Origin of the sequence: Anaerofustis butyriciformans (assembly GCF_036289385.1) — a bacterium.
In the GTDB taxonomy this organism is placed as follows: Bacteria; Bacillota; Clostridia; order Eubacteriales; family Anaerofustaceae; genus Anaerofustis; species Anaerofustis butyriciformans.
Genome location: NZ_JAYFFH010000005.1, coordinates 1 through 19,268, shown reverse-complemented (window position 1 = coordinate 19,268; position 19,268 = coordinate 1). Strand labels below are relative to the sequence as shown.

Here is a 19,268-nt window from a genome sequence, read left to right as displayed (position 1 = left end):
TTATGCCAAATATTCTTTTACAATATACTTAAGTCTAATATTTTCACTTTCTTCTTTTAGTTTAACAAGTACACTGTTTAACATTTTTTTATCCTTAAATTTATCCAAAGCATCATATATTTCCATTTGAGTAAAATCAGAAAGCTTTTCACAAGCAACAACGAATGCTTTTGTGAAGCTTGCTATATTTCCCCTGTTTGCTATTGCGTTCATTGCTTGAAGTCTGATTTTTTTTGAAGAAGAATGAAGGCATTTTAGTAAAAACTCATCAACTTTTTTATTTTCTGTCCAAAAAGAATTAGTTTTTACAATAAACACTTCCAACTCTTTTGAATAAGAATACTCAAAAGAAAGATCTTCGCTTGTTACTATACAAGAATTTATTTCCTCTATAAATTTATGTAAAATTTTATCATTTATATCTTCTTCAATAAATTCTTTTACAGCAAAATAATATTTTTCTTTAATTCTATCGTCTTTTTGAAGAATATTTTTTAATTCGTCAATATCTTCGACCTTCGGATATTGTCCTATTTTTAAATCTTTAGAAATTTTATTTAAAATTAAATTAAATTTTTTTAATTTTAAATTATAAAAAAACATTTTTATTTTTGCAAACAACATTCTAAAAACGAAATATAATATTACAATTAAAAATATTGATAATAAAGCACAAAGTACAATTAATTCAAATTTATCCATACTTCCTCCTTAGATTCATTTAAGTATATCACATATTAATTAAATTTACAAAAATACAATAAATTTGAAATAAAAAAAGACACTTAAAAGTGTCTTTTATACAAGCATTAAACTTGGATTATTAATAACTGATTTAATTGTTGATAAAACATTTGCACATTGCATACTACTCATTAAATCTTCACAAGCATTGATATATACTTTTACATAATCTTCTTTGATTAAAACTGTTATATCAACCTTTTGTTCAAAAGCTTTTGGATAATAATAGTCAATATTTAACGGCGTCATGTCTGTAATAATATAATCAATATCTTCTCCATCTTCAATATCTACCATATTCTTATCCATTTGACTTACAGTAAGTTCATTTACACCTTCAATTTTCTTTTCTATAAGTTCATTATTATGGAATTTACAAATTTTTATTTTTCCTGTAAAAGAATCTATTTTTGCTTTATCAAGAGAAAATACGATAGATTTTACTATTGTATTAAAAACTTTTCTTTCACTTAAATCAGAGTAAGAAGCTAACATTTCTTTTACTAAATTTAAATGTGCTTTTATTCCCATGCTTACAGAATTATGTGTATGAGTTTCAATTACAACTTGATTTTGTTTTGTATCTTCTTCTTCAACATCTACAGGCTCTTTATTAATTACAACAGAACTGCTTGTATCATCATTTAATGTTATAATAACCCTTTTACCAAAACTTTCATTTATTTCTCTTTCAGTATCAGGATAATCATCAGGATCTTCTTCAAATGGTACAACAACTTGATGAACTACATTATTTTCAACTGGAACAACAGGAATTTCTTTACCTTCCTCATCAAATTCTTTAGAAACAACTTCTTCAATTATTGGAGAATAATGAGCTTGCTCGTCTCTGTTCATCTTTTCAATACTATCGCTTTTTTCTTCTCTTTCTTCTCTAGTTTCTTCAGGTGTTGTATATTCACTAGTTATGGTATTTGAATTTTGATCGTAATTTACAATTATATCTTTTGGAGCTTCTCCCTCATCATCATAAATATCATTTTGATGTTTTATCATAAATTGAATTATATCAGAATCTGCATTGTCTATTTCTTTTGAAGGTTTTTGTGTATTTGTATTTGTATAGATTGCATTTGATTCTTCATCGAAATTATCTATATCTTCTTCACTATTTATCATATTTATTCTTTGTTCCAAAATCTTAAACTCATCATCTTCATTCATTTTTTTTACAAAAACATCATCAGATATTTCATTATCAACTTTCTTTTTATCTCTTAAATATTTTTCAATATCACTGGCTTCAATACGTCCGTTTTCGCCGCTTCCTTCGATATCTGATAAATCAATTCCCAAAGCTTTAGCTAACTTTCTTGTTGCAGGACTTGCTTTTTGTTTTGAATTTCCTAAGTTTGTCATATGTATACCCCTTTCTGAATTAGTATTCAACCAATTGCATTATTTTTTCTAATAATTTTCCTGAACTTGGGAGAATTTCTTTTGCTTTCTGTGGATTAAAAGGAAGGAATTTATCATCACTACACATTCTTACTATTGGAGCTTCTAAATAATCAAAAGCTTCTCCTTCTGCAAGAGTTGCTGCAATTTCACTTCCAACAGAACAGCTCTTATAACTTTCAGACATAATAATCACCCTACCGGTCTTTTTAACAGATTTTATAATTGTATCAAAATCGATAGGTTTTATTGTTCTTAAGTCAATCACTTCAACTTTTACATTACTCATATACGCAACGTCACTTGCTTTCATTGCTTCCTTTACCATACTGCCGTAAGTAATAACTGTTATATCTGTTCCTTCTCTTGTAATATTAGCTTTACCCAAAGGAATTTTTTCTTCTTTGGTTTCGCTTATTTCACCTTTTGTATCATATAGATTTTTATTTTCAAAAAATATTACAGGTTCGTGTTCCATAAAAGCACTTCTAAGCATTCCAATAGCATCTTTTGGATTTGAAGGATAAAGAACTTTTATTCCAGGAAAATATGAAAGAACCGACTCAATAGATTCATTATCTTGTATACCCGTATAACCGCTATAACCAATAGGACATCTTATAAGAAGACTTCCCGGTATATTAGTTCCCATTGCAGGAAGTTTTGATGCATAATTTGCGATTGGATCAAGAGATCTAAGTAAAAATTTACATCCCGGAACTTCTGTTATTACATTAAATCCATTTAAACTAAGTCCAACACTTGAACCTATATAAGCATTTTCACTTACCGGAACTTCTATAATTCTTTCTTCCGGAATTTGAACATCAAATCCCTTACTAACTTTGTATTCTCCCCCAAAAACACCAATATCCTGAGATACAAAAACACTATTTCTGTTTGTTCTTAATTCGTAAAGAAGAGTATTTTTTATAGCTTGTTTAAAAGTTAATTCTATCATTATTTATCCTCCCCAAAGAAATCAAATTCAGAGTCATCATCTGTATCTATTTTAAGCATGTTATGAAGTTTGGAGATATTATTTGAACTGTCTCCGTCACTTATATCTATTATGTTATCATCACTATTATCAGGCATACTAAAAGGTTTGGATGGAATTTCTTCTTTTTGATTTATACTGTCATTTACTCTTCTCATGTATTCATTGATTATTTCATCGTCAACATTATATTCAAGCAAAGCTTTTTCCTCATCAAAAGGTTCTTCTTGTTTATTTTCTATTACCTCTTCATTATAATTGCTTTCATGTTGCGTTCTAAGGCTTTCATAATCTTCACTATCATCATAAGAAGAATTTACATATTGGATATCTTCATCTTCATATCCATCTACAATATTATAAAGTTCATCATCTTGTCCTACACTGTTTTCATCTTGATATTTTTTTTCTTCTTCGTCTATTTCTTTAAATATATTATCAAGAACAGTTTCGGCGTCAGCAATATATTTTTTCTCTTCTTCTGTTACAATATCTTCCTCTTCGTATTTTGCATTTTTTTCAGCTTTTTTCTTTAAGCTGTCTCTAAAATCAACATCTGCAAAACCATCAGTATTTGATATTAAAGTATGAGTATGTCCATTTTTTAATATATCTTCAACCTTAATTTCTTCTTTAGGAGAATCATCTCTTTCAGGGAAAATATTTTTTAGCTGTCTTATTTCTTCAAACACTTTATCATTTGCTCTTATTTCTTCTTCATCACCAAATAACTCTTCATCATCAAATTGAATTGAAGATTTAAGTTTTGGTTCTTCTATCATAACAGAAGTATCGGCTTGTTTTAAAAATTCCTTTTGTTCTAGTAAAGCTTTTAGTTCCTCTTCAATTTGAGTTTTCTTTGATATTTTTTCTTCTTCTTTTTCTTTTATTTCTTCTTTTTTAATTTCTTTTTCGCTTAATATTTTATTTATGATACTGTCCATTTCATTGGAAATGCTGTCTTTCATCATTTGAAGATCATCGTCAACACCTACCATATTGTTAAGCATATAATTACTTAATTGCTTTATAGGACATTTTTCAAACCAAGCTCTAAGTTCTTTTGAACTTCTGTATAAAGCTTTATCTGCCAAATGATGACCACTAAAGCGATAAGTTTTAGCTTCGAGGATAATAGGACCTTTTCCTCCTCTTACATAACTTGCCGCTGTAAGCATTGCTTCATACATATCAAGAACATTATTTCCGTCAACAATAATTCCCGGAATTGAAAAACTACTGCCACGAGAAGCAATATCTTTTACTGTTGATGTTTTTGCAAAACTTTGTCCTTTTGCATAAGCATTATTTTCAACAAGATAAATAATAGGAAGTTTGAACATTGAAGCCATATTTACACTTTCAGAAAATACACCTTCATTTACTGCGCCATCCCCTATAAAAGATACTACAATATTATTTGTATGATGTATTTTTTCTCCCATGGCAACACCAGTTGCAACAGATACATTTCCTGCAGGAAGAGCAGAAGCTCCATAAATATCAGACTCTGTATCTGCGAAATATCCGGGACCTGCTATACCATCAGTATATCCTCCGTCAACTCCCATTATCTCTCTAAACATTTTTTCTATATCCATTTCAAGACATATTGAAGCAGCAAAGTTTCTATGAGAAGTAAAAACTTTATCTTTTCCGTTTATTGCTGCCATAGCACCTGCGCTTACGGCTTCTTGCCCTATGGATAAATATAAATTCGTATGTATTTTCCCTTGTTCATATAAATCGGCAAGTTTTTCTTCAAAAACTCTAACCTTTAACATCTTATAAAATAACTCAACAATTTTTTGGTTGTTTATATTCATCTTTACCCCCTATTTTCTGCTGGATAAAATCTCTTGAGCATAGATTAAATCTTCCGGTGTTGTTATTTTTATATTATTATAAGAACCTTTGATTATTTTTACTTTCAAGCCATATTGTTCTACCAAGTATGAATCATCAGTTCCCAGTATTCCTTTTTCTTCAGCATTTTCAAAAGCTGCTTTTAAAATATCAGCTTTAAAAACCTGTGGTGTTCTTATATTATAAAGAGTACTTCTTTCTACTGTTGCAGAAACAAATCCATTCTCATCAGCTTGTTTTACCGTTTCTTTTACAGGTACTCCAAGCACACATCCACCAAATTTTTTTGCACCTAAAACAGTATTAATTATTTCTTTGTTTGATATAAGAGGCCTTGCACCATCATGTACAGAAATAATAGTACATTTTTTATCTACTTTTTTTACTGCGTTGTATACGGAAGCTTGTCTTGTACTTCCGCCAACAACGATTTTATATGGTTTCTTTATTTTATATTCTTTTAAAACTGTATTCTTAAATAATTTTTCCTCGTTTGCGGCAACAACAACAAGAATTTCATCAATATATGGACAATTATCAAAAGCCCTTATCGTATGCGTAAGTATGGCTTTATTATCAAGTGAAATATATTGCTTGTTTATACTTTTCCCCATTCTGGTTCCTCTGCCGGCTGCGGGAATAATTACACTTACAAAATCTTCGTTCATATCTTACTCCAACCATAGAATAAATAATATAATATTATATCATATTTTCTTCCATAAAGGAAAAGTAATTATCTTTACCTATTATCACATGGTCTAAAACCTTTATTCCAAGAAGTTCTCCTGCATCATAAAGTCTTTTAGTTAAAACTTTATCTTCATTTGACGGCATAGAGTTACCGCTTGGATGATTATGAACAAGTATAATAGAGTTTGCATTCTTTTTTATGGCATTCTTAAATACTTCTCTTACATGAACTAAAGATGTATTTATTGTTCCAACAGAAATCAAAATATTATCTATAATCATATTCTTTGTATTAAGAAGTATTACCTTAAAATGTTCTTCGTTTAAAAATGACATTTCATAACTTAAAAGGTCTAAAATATCTTGGGTACAAAAAATATACTTAGATTTTTCTTTTTTTAGATAAGTTCTTGCACCCATTTCAATGGCACATAAAAGAATTGTTGCTTTTAAATCCGTCATTCCAGGGTTATCTTTAATCAACTCTTCTTTTGTTATACCCATTAAATCACTTATGGAGCTACCGTATCTTCTTATTATATTTTTCGATAACTCAATCACACTTTTGGTTGAATCACCTTTCCTTATTAATAAAGACAAAAGTTGTTCATCACTTAAACTTACAACTCCTTCTCTATTCATCTTTTCTTCTATTTCATTAATAATATTTTTATCATCTTTCATATCTTAAAACTCTTTTAATATATCATAAAGAGTACTTATACTAAGTCCCACAACATTAAAATAATCACCGTTTATTTCTTTTATAAACTTACTTGCAAGTCCTTGTACAGCATACCCACCGGCCTTATCGTAAGGCTCTGGTGTACTTATATACTCTTCTATTTCTTCATTTGTCATTGTTTTAAATGTAACAACTGTCTTTGTAAAAGTCTTTACAACTTTGTCTTTATTCATAACACAAAGCCCGCTTATAACATAATGAGACTTACCTGACAGCTTTGTTAACATATTCCTTGCATCATCTTTATCTTTTGGTTTTAAAAGTATTTCGTTATCTAAATAGACCACCGTATCCGCACCTATTACAATACTGTCATTATGATTTTTAAATACGCTTAAAGCCTTTTGATATGCAACATTTTTTATATTTTCTTCAATGGATAATAGTGAATTAAATTCTTCATCGCAATCAGAAACAATAACATCAAAAGGAAAGTTTAGCATACTTAAAATTTCTTTTCTTCTCGGTGATTTTGAAGCTAAAATAATGTTTTTCATAAAAATCCTCACTTGTGATAACTATACCAAAAAACAAGGCTTCTTTCAAGCATTATGCTTTTATTAAAGTGTGTTTAAACTATATGTTTTACAAAGATTTTATAGTATAATTCCTTAAAAGCGTAAAATAAAATTAAAATTAAATAAATTTTATTTTGTGGACTTTCATATTCTTAAATGGTATAATAACTCGTTGTTAAAATTTGAAGAATTTTATATCTTAGAGGTAAAAATTTATGAAAGCTGTTGTTCAAAGAGTAAAAAATTCAAAAGTAAGCGTTAATAACAAAGTTATTTCCGAAATTGGAATAGGTTTTAATGTTTTATTTTGTGCAGAAGAAAATGATACATTTGAAGATGCTGATTATTTAATAAAAAAAATATCAAATTTAAGGATATTTGAAGATAATCAAGGTAAAATGAATTTATCAATAAAAGAAGTAAACGGAAGTATGCTTGTTATATCTCAGTTTACTCTTGCCGCAAGCACAAGAAAAGGAAACAGACCAAGCTTTACAAAATCAATGGAACCTAAAAAAGCAAATGAACTTTATGAATATTTTATGAATGGAATAAAAGAAGAAGGTATTGAAGTAAAAAAAGGTGAATTCGGGGAGGATATGCTTGTAGAAATAAATAACGACGGACCCGTTACCATTATATACGATACTAACAACAAGGAGTAACTATTATGAGTGAAGAAAGATTAGACGTTCATGAATTTTTACAAAATGATTTAATGATAGACAATATCTGTAAAACAAAAAGAATTCTTGGAGTATTTGAAGATGAAATATATTGCTATTTCAAAGGAGATATAGCCGATACAAAATCTGTCACTTATTTTATTGAAAAAATAAATAATACATTACCAATAAAAAAAGTAATCGTAAGTGAAATGACAGATGATGAAATTCAAACATATTTGGTTGAATACTTCACAAAAAATAATATATCTTTTAAATTTGTAACGGATTATAGCGACGAGGATCAAGCTTATATGATTGTAATATGTGAAGAAGACATACAAAGAGAACCTTTGTTATATGAAACAGATATTCCAAAAGAATACCTTGAAAACTACGGGAAAACTCTTTGTAAAAAACATATGGCAATTTTAGAAGAACTGGACCATGATATGATAAAATATTATAAAAAAGAAAGTTTTCTTACAAAAGGAAGTTGCATTCTTTGTAAGTTAGAAGAAAGGAAAAAATAAAATGGATATTAGAGCTTTTCAACTTGGCCCCGTAGGCACAAATTGTTATATTGTAACAAAAAATGATAAATCAATCATAATAGATCCCGGTCATAACGATACTAGACTTATTGATTATATTAAAAAAGAAAATTTAAACATAGAAAAAATACTTTTAACACACGGGCATTTTGACCACATTGCAGGAGTTGATATGGTAAGAGACGCAACAGGTGCCAAAGTATATATTCATGAAAATGATAGCGAAATGCTTTCTAACCCAAATAAAAACGGTTCAGCTCTTATGATGGGAATGAATATCACAATAAAAGATGCAGATGAATTTGTTTTTGACAAAGAAAAAATAGACTTTGAAGGAAGCACAATCGAAGTTATTTTTACTCCGGGACATTCTAAAGGCGGGGTTTGTTATAAAATAGATGACGAAAACGTAATTTTCTGTGGAGATACTTTATTCTACCGCTCAATCGGAAGAACAGATTTATATGGTGGAAGCATTACTGAGCTTGAAAGTTCAATTAGAAATAAAATTTATACTCTTGATAAAAATTACACTCTTCTATCAGGACATGGAGAACCTACAACAATAGAAGACGAAAAGAAACTAAACGGATTTTTCAGAGCATAAATGAATATAACAACAGACAATAACATAAAAGAAATTCACGTTCGTGAAATATTACAAATGTTTTACCCTGAAGAGTATAAGAATATCTATATGAAATTATACTCAAAGGGTAATTTTATTTATTTAGAGTATAAAAACAATATCTATAAAGAAGAAATTAAAATATCTGAAAAAAATACCACCAAAAGACTTGTTTATAAAGTTTTAAAAGAAGAAACAAAAAAATCATTCCCTTATGGAGTTTTAACAGGAGTAAAACCCATTAACATTTTAAATATGTATAAAGACAAATCGAAAGAAGAAATAATACATATTCTAAAAAAATACTATTTTGTAAGGGAAGATAAAATAAAACTATTAATTAAAACAAAGCAAACACAAAAAGAACTTATAAACGATGATTTGGCAAGTTTATATATCCATATTCCTTTCTGCCCTAAAAGATGCTCTTATTGCTCTTTCCCTTCAACAATATTAAAAGAAGAAAACAGCATTCTAACAGATTATACAAAATGCTTAGTAGAAGAAATAAAATCCATAAGCAACATTTTAGATAAAACACAAACCAAACTAGACTCCATATATATAGGAGGAGGAACTCCCGGAATACTAAACGAATATAATCTTAAAATGTTAATGGAAAATATAAATAAATATATAAATACAGATATTGAATTTACTTTTGAACTTGGAAGAGCAGACCTCGTAAGAGAAGAAAAGCTAAAAATATTAAAAGAAAACAACGTAAAAAGAATTTGCCTAAACCCGCAGTCATTTAATGAAGATGTTTTAAATTTATGTAACAGAGGAATAAAAAAAGAAGAATTCTTTAAATCTTTTGAACTTATAAAAAAATACGACTTTATTACTAACTGCGACTTAATCATGGGATTAAACAAAGAAGATATTATATCCTTTTTTGATGAAGTAAAGACACTTGTAGATTTAAATGCAGATAATATTACAATACATACACTTGCACTTAAAAGAGCAAGCGAATTAGAACATATAAAATTTGAAAATGAAAATTTTTATTCTATTCAAAAGAAATGCTTTGATTTGCTTGAAGAAAATAAATATAATCCATACTATTTGTACAAACAAAAGCAAAGTTTATGTATGGGAGAAAATGTTGGATTTGCAAAAAAAGATAGAGAATGTATATACAACATAAAAACAATGAAAAATAAAAGTAGTGTAATTGCTCTTGGCGCCGGTGGGGCAGGAAAAGTATATGTAAAAAATGAAGATAAAACATATAGAGTCGATACAACAAAAGATACAAATATATATATAAAGGAAATATCAGAAATAATAAAAAGAAAAGAACATAAATATATTTCTCTATTAAAAAAATAAAACGCCTAAAAAGGCGTTTTTTTTATTCTACTACCACACTGGTATCGCTTAGCGAATTTGTTATAGTTACTTTTGCACCTTTTCTCAAGGTTACTTCAGCATTTGTTACGGCATCAAATTCAACAACTTTATCATTTATTGAAAGTCTTACTTTTCCCGTACCGCCTTTTTTGGCTTTTATATCTTTATAAACCAAAGCTTCTAAACCAACCGTATTAGCAGAGAAAATAGCATCATGTTTAACCATTAAATCAACAGCATATTCAACAAGAGCAAAAATAACAAGTCCTGTAAAACCAAGCAGTACACTTATAACAAAACTTGGCTTCATTGTGATGTTATTTTTAAGTGTCTGCATTCCCATAAATCCAAATACAAGTAAGAAACCTGATATAGTAAAAATAGAAAAGTATCTTACAGTTAAAGATTTACTTAACTTATTAGAACTTAAGGTTAAAATTGAAGGGTTATTATTTTGAACTATATTTTCATCTAAATTCGGTTTACCCTTATTTATTTTTATTCTTCTTATTTTAAGTAAAGCAAAAATAATTATTCCAACCAAAGCCACATAAACACACCCCAAATATATTGAGTGAAGAATCTGTGGCGACATCATAAAATAATCCATAAAACTCACTTCCTATTTAAAATTCATATTCAACCAATGTATGAACATCGTATGCTTTTAATTTATCTCTTGCATTTAAACCTGTAAGTTCCATTAATGCAACTATTGCAACAACTTCTCCCCCAAGCATTTCAACAGCTTTTGCACTCGCTTCTAAAGTTCCACCTGTTGCAATAAGGTCATCTATGATTACAACTTTATCACCTTTTTTTATAGCATCTTTGTGAATTTCGATTGTATCACTGCCGTATTCAAGGTCATAAGTATAACTTAATGTTTCAGCAGGTAATTTACCAGGCTTTCTTACAGGAACAAAACCTGCACCTATTTTATAAGCTACAGCAGTTCCGAAAATAAAACCTCTTGATTCTGGTCCTACAATTAAATCTACATCACTTGGAATATAGTCACAAAGTCTGTCTATTGTTTCTTTTAAAGCATCTTTATCTTTTATAAGTGTTGTAATATCTTTAAAACTTATTCCTTCCTTTGGAAAATCTTCAATTACTCTAATTTTTCTCTTTAAATCCATTAATATGTCCCCAATCTAAAATTTAATTTTTTCATTATATTAGTATTATTTATGTCTGATTTTTTTGTTATCTTATTAAACGACAGACTAAGTTTATCATTTTTAAGAGAATAATTCAATATATTCATTTCTTTCATTATATCAAGTGCAAGTCTTACAGTAAAATAATTTATTTCAACATCACTTTCATTCCTAATGTTTTCCATAAACTCGTAAATATCATTTGTAGTATACATCAATATCTTAAATTTCTTATACAAATATAAGAAAAATTCTCTTGTAATTCTTACACTTTTTAAATTCCTTGATGTTTTCAAATATTTATATGAAGTATTTTCAAATACATCATTGTCAAAATCATTAAACTCAGGTCTGTCAAGTATTATAACATCTTCACCTATATTTTCTATAGGTAAAACCAAAATATTAATCTTTCCCTCTATCTTATTTAATTTATTATAAGAAATATTATAATCATATTTTTTATACTTTAAAAATTTATTAAGTCTGATAAATGTATCTTTAGAATATACTACAAACACTTTATCTTTATATTCTTCGATAGCTGTTTCAAAAGGATACTCTAAAGCATTTTCACATGGATAAAAATATTCTTTTAATTTAAGATTATTTATAAAGTAATAATAATTAGCTTTGTCAAAATCCCTTAAATTAATATCGTGATAATCAATATCTTTAAGCTCAAACTGAAGTTTTTCTATTCCCTTATATGAATTTATAGATAAATTAAACACAATATCAAAGGTCTTTGTAAAATCATACTCGTTTACATAGTGTCCCATAGAAAAACCTATGGCATCATAATAATTCCCGTTATATAAAATACTTAATTTTAAGTGGTCAAAATTTTTGCCTATTGCCCTTGCATTGTTAATTACTACATTTCTAAGACAAAGCACACTTCTTGAGTTACCGATTCCAAAAGGAGCAAACTTTTCAAGCTCCATAGCTGATGAAATATTCAAATTAGATGGTATTGCAGTTGTATCATAATATACTCTTTTATAAAATAGATTTTCTATTTTCTTTTCTTTTGCATAATCGTTAGATTGTTTTATAAGTATTTCAAGATTTTCCTCTTTTATGCTAAATCCAGCAGCAGCAGAGTGCCCGCCAAATTTTATAAATAAATCTCTGCTTTCGTTCAAACAATCAAATATGCTAAAACCTGTTATACTTCTACATGAAGCTTTAATAACTCCCTCTTTTGATTTTGTCATAATCACAACAGGACGGTTATATTTTTCCTGTATTTTACTTGCAGCAACACCCATAACCCCTTCATTAAAATCTTCACCTAAAATAAATAAAATAAGGGAATTATTTAATAGGTAGTTTTTTTCTATGTACTCTTCACTTTTAGCAAATATTTCCTCTTCGATATCTTTTCGTTCATTATTTAATTCACACAATTTGGAAGAAAGCATATCTACTTCGCTGTCATCATCCGTTAAGAAAAGCTTGCAAGCAAGATTTGCATCAATAAGTCTGCCGGCAGCATTTATTCTCGGACCTATTTGAAAACTTACATTACCACAGTTTATATTATCTATATTCAAATCAGCTTTTTTTATTAAAGATACAAGCCCTTTATTTTTAGTATTTCTTAGTGCTTTTAATCCAAGAGATGCTATTATTCTATTTTCACTTGTTAAAGAAACTATATCGACTATTGTTCCAACCATTGCAAAAATAAGAATTTCACTTATATCATAATCAAGCTCAAAATATTTTTTTATTCCAAGAGCTATTTTAAAAGCAACCCCTGCCCCACATAATTCACTAAAAGGATAATTATCTGATTCAACTTTAGGATTTATTATTCCATAAGCCTTTGGGAGTTCTTTTGGTGGAGTATGGTGGTCGGTAATAACAACATCAATACCTTCACTTTTTAAAATTTCAACTTCTTTAACAGACGTAATTCCGTTATCAGTTGTAATAACTAAATCAGGCTTAATTGAAATTATTTTTTCAATACTTTCGGTATTTAATCCATAACCGTTTGTAAACCTGTTTGGTATAACTATTTGTACGTCAATTTTCATAAAAGTCAAAATTTTATAAAGTATTATGCTTGAAGTTACCCCGTCACAGTCATAATCTGAAAATATAACAACTCTCTCATTATTTAAAATTACTCTCTTTAATCTTTCCATGAATACTTTCATATCCTTAAACAAAAAAGGATCATACAAGTCTTCAATTTTAGGATTTAGATAAGTTTCAACTTCTCCAAATGTAGTAAACCCTTTCATGTTAAGCAAAAGAGCACTCAAATAAGATATATCAAATTGTTCTTTTAAATTTTCTATAAAATCATAATTTATGTTTTCTGAACTTTTTTGTTTAAAAATTTTATATTCCAATTCTAAAACCCCTAAAAAAATATAAATAAATTTTAACATATAATAAACAAATATTGTAATGAATTAAAAAATAAAATAATAAATATTTAATATAAAATATACGAAAGGATTAAAAATCATGACAAAAAACAACAACATAAAAAAACTTCTAAATGGAGTAATGATAGGGTGTGTATTCTGCGTTATCAGTGTTTTTGTATTTTCTCTTTTTATGTATTTTTTTGATTTCCCCGTAAGTGTGGAATCAGGGGGACTTTATATTTTACTTAATTTGGGGCTGTTTATTTCAAGTCTTTACGCAGGAAAAAACGTATCAAAAAACGGTTATCTATACGGTATTTTAAACGGTATAATTTTCCTTTTTATTATGCTTGTTTTAAATATTTTTCTTAATCAAGGTAATTTTAACTTTTTTAATTTTCTTTTAAAAATACCTTTATTTATTCTTCTTTGTGCCGTAGGAGGAATATTCGGTGCTAATCTAAAAAAATAACAATTTTACGGTAATATAATAATATTTATCCATTTTACCGATAATTTTAAATACTTCAAATTTAGCCTTTTTGCATGCAGTTTTACCGAAATTGCATGCAATATGTTAAAATTTGCATGCAGTTTTCAACAAAGTAAAGAAAAGTAAAGAAAAGTAAAGTATAGTATAGTAAAGTAAAATATAAAAAAGACATTGCAGGCAATGTCTTTAGGAAAGCAAATCAACAAGCTCCAAAATATTTTCAAAATCTTTATTTCCTTTAAAATCTTTTTCTTTATTATTGTGCTCAGCTAAAACATTAATTTTTTCATTTTCATTTTTATCAATATTTTCAGGAAGAAAAACACTTTTTAATTCTCCCATACTGCTAAGCAAAGGAAGCATATTTATCATTGATTCTATCTTATTAAAATCACTTCCAAGAGAATGCTTTAAACTTTCCATTAAAAATTTATTTGTTCCTTGTTTTCCCTCTTTTTTTATTCTTAAAGTTTTATTTTTTATATTTTGTGCATGAGAAAAGTAATTATCAACATATTTCAGCTTTTTTCGCACATTATGTATATTAAAATTATCTGTAAATAAATGCTTGTTTTTATGGTATTTATTTGTAGCTTGAATAGAACTGTCATTATCCCTGGAATTTTCAATTACATATTTTGCTTTTACGTAAGATGTATTGTTTCCACCCCCAAATGCAGAATAAAGCAAAATTAAAACCAGGATTTCACCAAATGATATGTTTTTTGGGCTATCCATATTTAATCTCCTTTAAAAGGGGCCTAGGCCCCTTTTTTTAACACTCATCATCACAGAAAAGTAAAAATAATACTAAAATAATAAGAATTATGTTGTTTCCATCAAATATGCCTCTTAGGAAACCTCCTCCGCAGCCACAATCGTTATTATTATCGCCGCATAAAAATAGCATTGCAAGAATGATTAAAATTATTAAATTATCATCTTCACACAAACAATCCAAAAAATTACCTTTCAAAAGAAAGTACCTCCTTTATATTAATAGGATAAAGATATCTATCAGCTGATTATTCAGTAAATAAAACGATTAATAGTAAGAAGAAGAATAGTAATGAACAAGGGTCGTCGCCGAACATTTCACAATCATTAAATAAAACTACCAAAAGTAAGAAAAACATTAATAAACATTCACAAGAACAATCATCTAAAAAATTACACATATAAATTACCTCCGAGTAATAGATTTTAATAGGTGCTTTTTTTTAAGCTCCTAATTCATAGTACGCGGCTATATAAGATTGTGTGATGAAATAATTAAAGTTATTTCAAAATTAAAATTAAAGGAGGTTTAAAACTTGAAAGAAAAAGATGTTTCAAAAATGATAAATATGGCAAACAGCCTAAATATCAACGAAAGTTCTTTTGAAAAGTTAAAAGATGAAGCAAACAGAAAAGGAGTAATGGAAAAGGCAGAAAGACTTGAAGAAGAATACGCTCCGAAATTTAGACAGTTTTTAAAAGAAAACGGAGATTTATCGAATTTAAGCAACGAAGAAAAAGCAAGAGTAATTCTCGAATATAAGGAAAAACTACCAAAGAAAGAGCAGGAACAATTTGAAAAAGTTCTCTCTCTTTTAAAATCTTATGTAAAGAAAAACAAGTCAAGGTAGAAAAAATGAAAAGAAGAAAATTAAATAATGAGAATAATATCCAAAATGATGATAATTTGAATTTATCAAATGTACATAATAAAAGACATAAAAAAAGAAAGAGGAACAGAAAAATGAAAAAGAAAAAAGTAATTGTAAATAATGACGATACTGTAAGAGAAGTCATAATAAAAAATAACAACAATCATAATATAAAAAATGAAAAAGAGAATGATAAAATATTAACAAAAGAACAATTTTTAAAAGGAGAGGATTATTAAGCCTCTCCTTTTCCTTTTTAGTTAAATAACATATAAATAGGTAAAGACCAATATGCAAATATAATCAAACATATAAAAATATCAAATGTAAAATGTCTTATCATACATACACTTCATTAATTTTAAAATATAAAACATTAAAGGAAGAAATAATGTTTATTTCATGGTTTTTAAAAGTAAATTATGGTGCATTTTATAAATACTTATGCTATAATATTTAATTGATTAAAATTATAAAATGTAGGAGAAAAAGAAAATGGGTAAGAAAAAGAAAGTAGAAGCTATAACCCCAATGGGTGAAGATTTCGCTCGTTGGTACACAGATGTAATAACTAAAACGGAAATGGTAGACTATGCCCCCGTAAAGGGATTTATGGTTATTCGTCCTTATGGTTATGCACTATGGGAAAACATTCAACAAGCTTTTGATAAAAGATTTAAAGAAACAGGACATCAAAATATGTATTTCCCGTTACTTATCCCGGAAAGCTTTTTAAATAAAGAAAAAGAACACGTTGAAGGATTTGCACCTGAAGTTGCATGGGTAACACACGGAGGAGAAAACGAATTAGCAGAAAGATTATGCGTTAGACCTACAAGTGAAACAATTATATGCAGTATGTATGCAAAATGGTTAAAATCTTATAGACAACTTCCTTTCCTATATAACCAATGGGCAAACGTTGTAAGATGGGAAAAAACAACAAGACCATTCCTTAGAACAAGCGAATTCTTATGGCAAGAAGGTCATACAGTTCACGCAACTTTTGAAGAAGCACAAGAAGAAACTTTAAAGATGATTGATATTTACAGAGAAATCTGTGAAGATTACCTTGCAATGCCTGTTGTTGTAGGTCAAAAATCTGAAAAAGAAAAATTTGCCGGTGCTCATGCTACATACACAATCGAAGCATTAATGCATGACGGACAAGCTCTTCAAAGCGGAACAAGCCACAACCTTGGAGATCACTTTGCTAAAGCTTTCGAGATTAAGTTTTTAAATAAAGAAGAAAAAGAACAATACGCATACTCAACATCTTGGGGAGTATCAACAAGATTAATCGGTGGAATAATAATGGTTCATGGTGATGATTACGGATTAGTACTTCCACCAAAAATCGCACCAACACAAGTTGTTATCATTCCTATTGCACAACATAAAGAAGGTGTACTTGACAAAGCAAACGAATTAAAAGAAAAATTAAAAGATTATAGAGTAACACTTGATGATAATGACTCATATTCACCTGGTTGGAAATTCAATCAATGGGAAATGAAAGGTGTTCCTGTAAGAATTGAAATCGGACCTAAAGATATTGAAAATGGTCAATGTGTAATTGCAAGAAGAGATACTTCAGAAAAAATATCTGTTTCTCTTGATGAAGTAGAAACAAAAGTAAAAGAACTTCTTGAAGAAATACAACAAAATCTATTTAACAAAGCTTTAAAACACAGAGAAGAACATACAAAAGTTGCAAAAGATATGGACGAATTCAAAAAAGTTCAAAGTGAATCTCTTGGTTTTGTAAAAGCTATGTGGTGTGGATGCAGAGAATGTGAAGATAAAATCAAAGAAGAAACAGGCGCAACACTAAGATGTGTACCTTTCAAACAAGAAGATATCGGAAGTGATAAATGCGTATGCTGTGGTAAAAAAGCAGATAAACTTGCGTACTTTGCAAGAGCATATTAAGGAGAAAAGAAAATGACTTTATACGAAGAACTGGTTGAAAGAGGTTTAATAGCCCAAGTAACCGATGAAGAAGAAATAAAAGAACTTATTAATAACGGAAAAGCCACTTTTTATATAGGATTTGACCCAACAGCAGATAGTCTTCATGTAGGACACTTCATGGCTCTTTGCCTAATGAAAAGACTTCAAATGGCAGGAAACAAACCTATCGCTCTTGTAGGAGGCGGTACTGGTATGATTGGCGACCCATCAGGAAGAACTGATTTAAGACAAATGATGAGCGTTGAAACAATAAATGAAAACTGCGAAAAATTCAAACAACAAATGAGCAGATTTATTGATTTTTCTGACGGTAAAGCATTAATGGTAAATAATGCTGATTGGTTAAGAGACTTAAACTATATAAATTTCATAAGAGATATAGGTTCTCATTTCAGCGTTAACAGAATGTTATCATTTGAATGTTATAAACAAAGAATGGAAAGAGGCTTAAGCTTCCTTGAATTTAACTACATGATAATGCAAAGCTATGATTTTTACAGACTATACAAAGATTATGGCTGTAATATGCAATTTGGCGGAGACGACCAATGGAGCAACATGCTTGGCGGAACTGAACTTATCAGAAGAAAACTTGGCAAAGATGCTTATGCAATGACAATTACTCTTCTTCTAAACTCAGAAGGAAAGAAAATGGGTAAAACAGCATCAGGTGCTGTATGGTTAGATAAAAACAAAACATCTCCATTTGATTTTTATCAGTACTGGAGAAACGTTGCGGACGAAGATGTTATTAAATGCTTAAAAATGCTTACATTCCTTCCTCTTGAACAAATCAAAGAAATGGAAAAATGGCAAGGAAGCGAACTTAATAAAGCTAAAGAAATATTAGCATATGAATTAACAGAACTTGTTCATGGTAAAGAAGAAGCCGACAAGGCAAAAGAAGCTGCAACTGCACTTTTCAAAGGAGGCGTAAGCAGTGAAAACATGCCTTCAACAGATATTACAAAAGATGAATTAAGTGAAGAACCTACCCTACTTGACATAATGTTAAAAGCAAAATTAATCCCTTCAAAAAGCGAAGGAAGAAGACTTATTAAACAAGGTGGAGTCAGCGTAAATGATGAAAAAGTAACAGACGTAAACAAAGCCATAACAATGGAAGATTTTAACAATAACGAAATGATAATAAAGAAGGGTAAAAAGGTATATCATAAAATAAATATTGTATAATAAACGTTGACATAAATAACAATATTTAGTATTATTGACTTGATGTAAATAAGCTATTTTAAACAATTAATAATTAAATTTTTAAGGAGAAAGATAAAAATGGCAAGAGAAAAATACGAAAGAACTAAACCACATGTAAATATTGGTACAATCGGTCACGTAGACCACGGAAAAACAACATTAACAGCAGCAATCACAAAAGTACTACATGAAA

Annotated in this window: 23 protein-coding genes; 10 read left to right on the top strand and 13 right to left on the bottom strand. The window is 28.5% G+C overall.

The features are described 5' to 3' along the window. From V2W16_RS07495 to V2W16_RS07465, 7 genes are all read right to left on the bottom strand, one after another. Nucleotides 1-702: a hypothetical protein gene (locus tag V2W16_RS07495; protein ID WP_329383794.1), complete on the bottom strand. Its 702-nt coding sequence runs from the start codon at nt 700-702 to the stop codon at nt 1-3. Between the two features lie 96 nt (nt 703-798). Then, nucleotides 799-2,124: an E3 binding domain-containing protein gene (locus V2W16_RS07490; protein WP_329383791.1), complete on the bottom strand. Its 1,326-nt coding sequence runs from the start codon at nt 2,122-2,124 to the stop codon at nt 799-801. A gap of 19 nt (nt 2,125-2,143) precedes the next feature. Further along, nucleotides 2,144-3,124, bottom strand: a complete 981-nt coding sequence (locus V2W16_RS07485) for an alpha-ketoacid dehydrogenase subunit beta (RefSeq protein ID WP_329383787.1) — start codon at nt 3,122-3,124, stop codon at nt 2,144-2,146. Continuing rightward, nucleotides 3,124-4,989, bottom strand: coding sequence for a thiamine pyrophosphate-dependent dehydrogenase E1 component subunit alpha (locus V2W16_RS07480; RefSeq protein ID WP_329383785.1), 1,866 nt, complete (start codon nt 4,987-4,989; stop codon nt 3,124-3,126). Before V2W16_RS07480 ends, V2W16_RS07485 begins: the two co-directional genes overlap by 1 nt. Nucleotides 4,990-4,998: 9 nt before the next feature. Then, a complete protein-coding gene (gene ispD, locus V2W16_RS07475) occupies nt 4,999-5,697 on the bottom strand; it encodes a 2-C-methyl-D-erythritol 4-phosphate cytidylyltransferase (protein ID WP_329383780.1) in 699 nt (232 codons plus the stop codon). A 34-nt stretch (nt 5,698-5,731) separates the two neighbouring features. Continuing rightward, the gene (radC, locus tag V2W16_RS07470; RefSeq protein ID WP_329383778.1) at nt 5,732-6,406 is read right to left on the bottom strand and encodes a RadC family protein; all 675 of its coding nucleotides are present in this window, start codon (nt 6,404-6,406) and stop codon (nt 5,732-5,734) included. Between the two features lie 3 nt (nt 6,407-6,409). Then, nucleotides 6,410-6,964: a Maf family protein gene (locus V2W16_RS07465; RefSeq protein ID WP_329383775.1), complete on the bottom strand. Its 555-nt coding sequence runs from the start codon at nt 6,962-6,964 to the stop codon at nt 6,410-6,412. Nucleotides 6,965-7,200: 236 nt separating this feature from the next. Here V2W16_RS07465 and dtd point away from each other — a divergent pair, with 236 nt between their 5' ends. Genes dtd through hemZ form a run of 4 tightly spaced genes read left to right on the top strand, consistent with a single transcriptional unit; the run spans nt 7,201 to nt 10,170 of the window. Next, nucleotides 7,201-7,650: a D-aminoacyl-tRNA deacylase gene (gene dtd / locus V2W16_RS07460; protein WP_329383772.1), complete on the top strand. Its 450-nt coding sequence runs from the start codon at nt 7,201-7,203 to the stop codon at nt 7,648-7,650. 5 nt (nt 7,651-7,655) lie between these two features. Then, on the top strand, nt 7,656-8,183 hold the full coding sequence (locus V2W16_RS07455; protein ID WP_329383770.1) for a hypothetical protein: 528 nt from the start codon (nt 7,656-7,658) through the stop codon (nt 8,181-8,183). 1 nt (nt 8,184) lies between these two features. Beyond that, complete coding sequence (locus tag V2W16_RS07450; RefSeq protein ID WP_329383767.1) at nt 8,185-8,811, top strand: MBL fold metallo-hydrolase; 627 nt, start codon at nt 8,185-8,187, stop codon at nt 8,809-8,811. Further along, nucleotides 8,812-10,170, top strand: coding sequence for a coproporphyrinogen dehydrogenase HemZ (gene hemZ, locus V2W16_RS07445; RefSeq protein ID WP_329383763.1), 1,359 nt, complete (start codon nt 8,812-8,814; stop codon nt 10,168-10,170). A 22-nt stretch (nt 10,171-10,192) separates the two neighbouring features. Here hemZ and V2W16_RS07440 read toward each other — a convergent pair whose 3' ends face one another. The 3 genes from V2W16_RS07440 to recJ are packed head-to-tail and all read right to left on the bottom strand — an operon-like array spanning nt 10,193 to nt 13,723. After that, nucleotides 10,193-10,801 carry a hypothetical protein gene (locus V2W16_RS07440; RefSeq protein WP_329383760.1) on the bottom strand — a complete coding sequence of 203 codons (609 nt, stop codon included), beginning with the start codon at nt 10,799-10,801 and terminating at the stop codon, nt 10,193-10,195. A gap of 16 nt (nt 10,802-10,817) precedes the next feature. Continuing rightward, nucleotides 10,818-11,333, bottom strand: a complete 516-nt coding sequence (locus V2W16_RS07435; RefSeq protein ID WP_329383757.1) for an adenine phosphoribosyltransferase — start codon at nt 11,331-11,333, stop codon at nt 10,818-10,820. After that, the gene (gene recJ / locus V2W16_RS07430; RefSeq protein ID WP_329383754.1) at nt 11,333-13,723 is read right to left on the bottom strand and encodes a single-stranded-DNA-specific exonuclease RecJ; all 2,391 of its coding nucleotides are present in this window, start codon (nt 13,721-13,723) and stop codon (nt 11,333-11,335) included. Before recJ ends, V2W16_RS07435 begins: the two co-directional genes overlap by 1 nt. Nucleotides 13,724-13,841: 118 nt before the next feature. Here recJ and V2W16_RS07425 point away from each other — a divergent pair, with 118 nt between their 5' ends. Further along, the gene (locus V2W16_RS07425) at nt 13,842-14,216 is read left to right on the top strand and encodes a TIGR04086 family membrane protein (protein ID WP_138269686.1); all 375 of its coding nucleotides are present in this window, start codon (nt 13,842-13,844) and stop codon (nt 14,214-14,216) included. Between the two features lie 207 nt (nt 14,217-14,423). On the opposite strand, the gene V2W16_RS07420 is transcribed toward V2W16_RS07425, so the two are convergent. The 3 genes from V2W16_RS07420 to V2W16_RS07410 are packed head-to-tail and all read right to left on the bottom strand — an operon-like array spanning nt 14,424 to nt 15,415. Next, on the bottom strand, nt 14,424-14,975 hold the full coding sequence (locus tag V2W16_RS07420) for a hypothetical protein (RefSeq protein WP_138269685.1): 552 nt from the start codon (nt 14,973-14,975) through the stop codon (nt 14,424-14,426). Nucleotides 14,976-15,012: 37 nt separating this feature from the next. After that, nucleotides 15,013-15,213, bottom strand: coding sequence for a hypothetical protein (locus tag V2W16_RS07415; protein ID WP_138269684.1), 201 nt, complete (start codon nt 15,211-15,213; stop codon nt 15,013-15,015). Nucleotides 15,214-15,262: 49 nt separating this feature from the next. After that, a complete protein-coding gene (locus tag V2W16_RS07410; protein ID WP_171020677.1) occupies nt 15,263-15,415 on the bottom strand; it encodes a hypothetical protein in 153 nt (50 codons plus the stop codon). A 135-nt stretch (nt 15,416-15,550) separates the two neighbouring features. Between V2W16_RS07410 and V2W16_RS07405 the strand changes: the two genes are divergently transcribed. From V2W16_RS07405 to V2W16_RS07385, 5 genes are all read left to right on the top strand, one after another. Further along, nucleotides 15,551-15,865 carry a hypothetical protein gene (locus V2W16_RS07405; RefSeq protein ID WP_138269683.1) on the top strand — a complete coding sequence of 105 codons (315 nt, stop codon included), beginning with the start codon at nt 15,551-15,553 and terminating at the stop codon, nt 15,863-15,865. Nucleotides 15,866-15,870: 5 nt separating this feature from the next. Continuing rightward, entirely contained in the window at nt 15,871-16,125 is a 255-nt protein-coding gene (locus V2W16_RS07400) for a hypothetical protein (protein ID WP_329383749.1), read from the top strand. A 256-nt stretch (nt 16,126-16,381) separates the two neighbouring features. After that, on the top strand, nt 16,382-17,818 hold the full coding sequence (gene proS, locus V2W16_RS07395; protein WP_329383746.1) for a proline--tRNA ligase: 1,437 nt from the start codon (nt 16,382-16,384) through the stop codon (nt 17,816-17,818). A gap of 12 nt (nt 17,819-17,830) precedes the next feature. Beyond that, nucleotides 17,831-19,054 carry a tyrosine--tRNA ligase gene (tyrS, locus tag V2W16_RS07390; RefSeq protein WP_253230042.1) on the top strand — a complete coding sequence of 408 codons (1,224 nt, stop codon included), beginning with the start codon at nt 17,831-17,833 and terminating at the stop codon, nt 19,052-19,054. Between the two features lie 99 nt (nt 19,055-19,153). Then, nucleotides 19,154-19,268: GTP-binding protein (locus V2W16_RS07385; RefSeq protein ID WP_329384169.1), on the top strand; the 115-nt coding region annotated here is incomplete at its 3' end.

What these genes read in the sequence shown, in the direction of transcription:
- V2W16_RS07495 (WP_329383794.1), bottom strand. Translation starts at nt 702, where the DNA reads ATGGATAAATTTGAATTAATTGTACTTTGTGCTTTATTATCAATATTT.
- V2W16_RS07490 (WP_329383791.1), bottom strand. Translation starts at nt 2,124, where the DNA reads ATGACAAACTTAGGAAATTCAAAACAAAAAGCAAGTCCTGCAACAAGA.
- V2W16_RS07485 (WP_329383787.1), bottom strand. Translation starts at nt 3,124, where the DNA reads ATGATAGAATTAACTTTTAAACAAGCTATAAAAAATACTCTTCTTTAC.
- V2W16_RS07480 (WP_329383785.1), bottom strand. Translation starts at nt 4,989, where the DNA reads ATGAATATAAACAACCAAAAAATTGTTGAGTTATTTTATAAGATGTTA.
- ispD (WP_329383780.1), bottom strand. Translation starts at nt 5,697, where the DNA reads ATGAACGAAGATTTTGTAAGTGTAATTATTCCCGCAGCCGGCAGAGGA.
- radC (WP_329383778.1), bottom strand. Translation starts at nt 6,406, where the DNA reads ATGAAAGATGATAAAAATATTATTAATGAAATAGAAGAAAAGATGAAT.
- V2W16_RS07465 (WP_329383775.1), bottom strand. Translation starts at nt 6,964, where the DNA reads ATGAAAAACATTATTTTAGCTTCAAAATCACCGAGAAGAAAAGAAATT.
- dtd (WP_329383772.1), top strand. Translation starts at nt 7,201, where the DNA reads ATGAAAGCTGTTGTTCAAAGAGTAAAAAATTCAAAAGTAAGCGTTAAT.
- V2W16_RS07455 (WP_329383770.1), top strand. Translation starts at nt 7,656, where the DNA reads ATGAGTGAAGAAAGATTAGACGTTCATGAATTTTTACAAAATGATTTA.
- V2W16_RS07450 (WP_329383767.1), top strand. Translation starts at nt 8,185, where the DNA reads ATGGATATTAGAGCTTTTCAACTTGGCCCCGTAGGCACAAATTGTTAT.
- hemZ (WP_329383763.1), top strand. Translation starts at nt 8,812, where the DNA reads ATGAATATAACAACAGACAATAACATAAAAGAAATTCACGTTCGTGAA.
- V2W16_RS07440 (WP_329383760.1), bottom strand. Translation starts at nt 10,801, where the DNA reads ATGGATTATTTTATGATGTCGCCACAGATTCTTCACTCAATATATTTG.
- V2W16_RS07435 (WP_329383757.1), bottom strand. Translation starts at nt 11,333, where the DNA reads ATGGATTTAAAGAGAAAAATTAGAGTAATTGAAGATTTTCCAAAGGAA.
- V2W16_RS07425 (WP_138269686.1), top strand. Translation starts at nt 13,842, where the DNA reads ATGACAAAAAACAACAACATAAAAAAACTTCTAAATGGAGTAATGATA.
- V2W16_RS07420 (WP_138269685.1), bottom strand. Translation starts at nt 14,975, where the DNA reads ATGGATAGCCCAAAAAACATATCATTTGGTGAAATCCTGGTTTTAATT.
- V2W16_RS07410 (WP_171020677.1), bottom strand. Translation starts at nt 15,415, where the DNA reads ATGTGTAATTTTTTAGATGATTGTTCTTGTGAATGTTTATTAATGTTT.
- V2W16_RS07400 (WP_329383749.1), top strand. Translation starts at nt 15,871, where the DNA reads ATGAAAAGAAGAAAATTAAATAATGAGAATAATATCCAAAATGATGAT.
- proS (WP_329383746.1), top strand. Translation starts at nt 16,382, where the DNA reads ATGGGTAAGAAAAAGAAAGTAGAAGCTATAACCCCAATGGGTGAAGAT.
- tyrS (WP_253230042.1), top strand. Translation starts at nt 17,831, where the DNA reads ATGACTTTATACGAAGAACTGGTTGAAAGAGGTTTAATAGCCCAAGTA.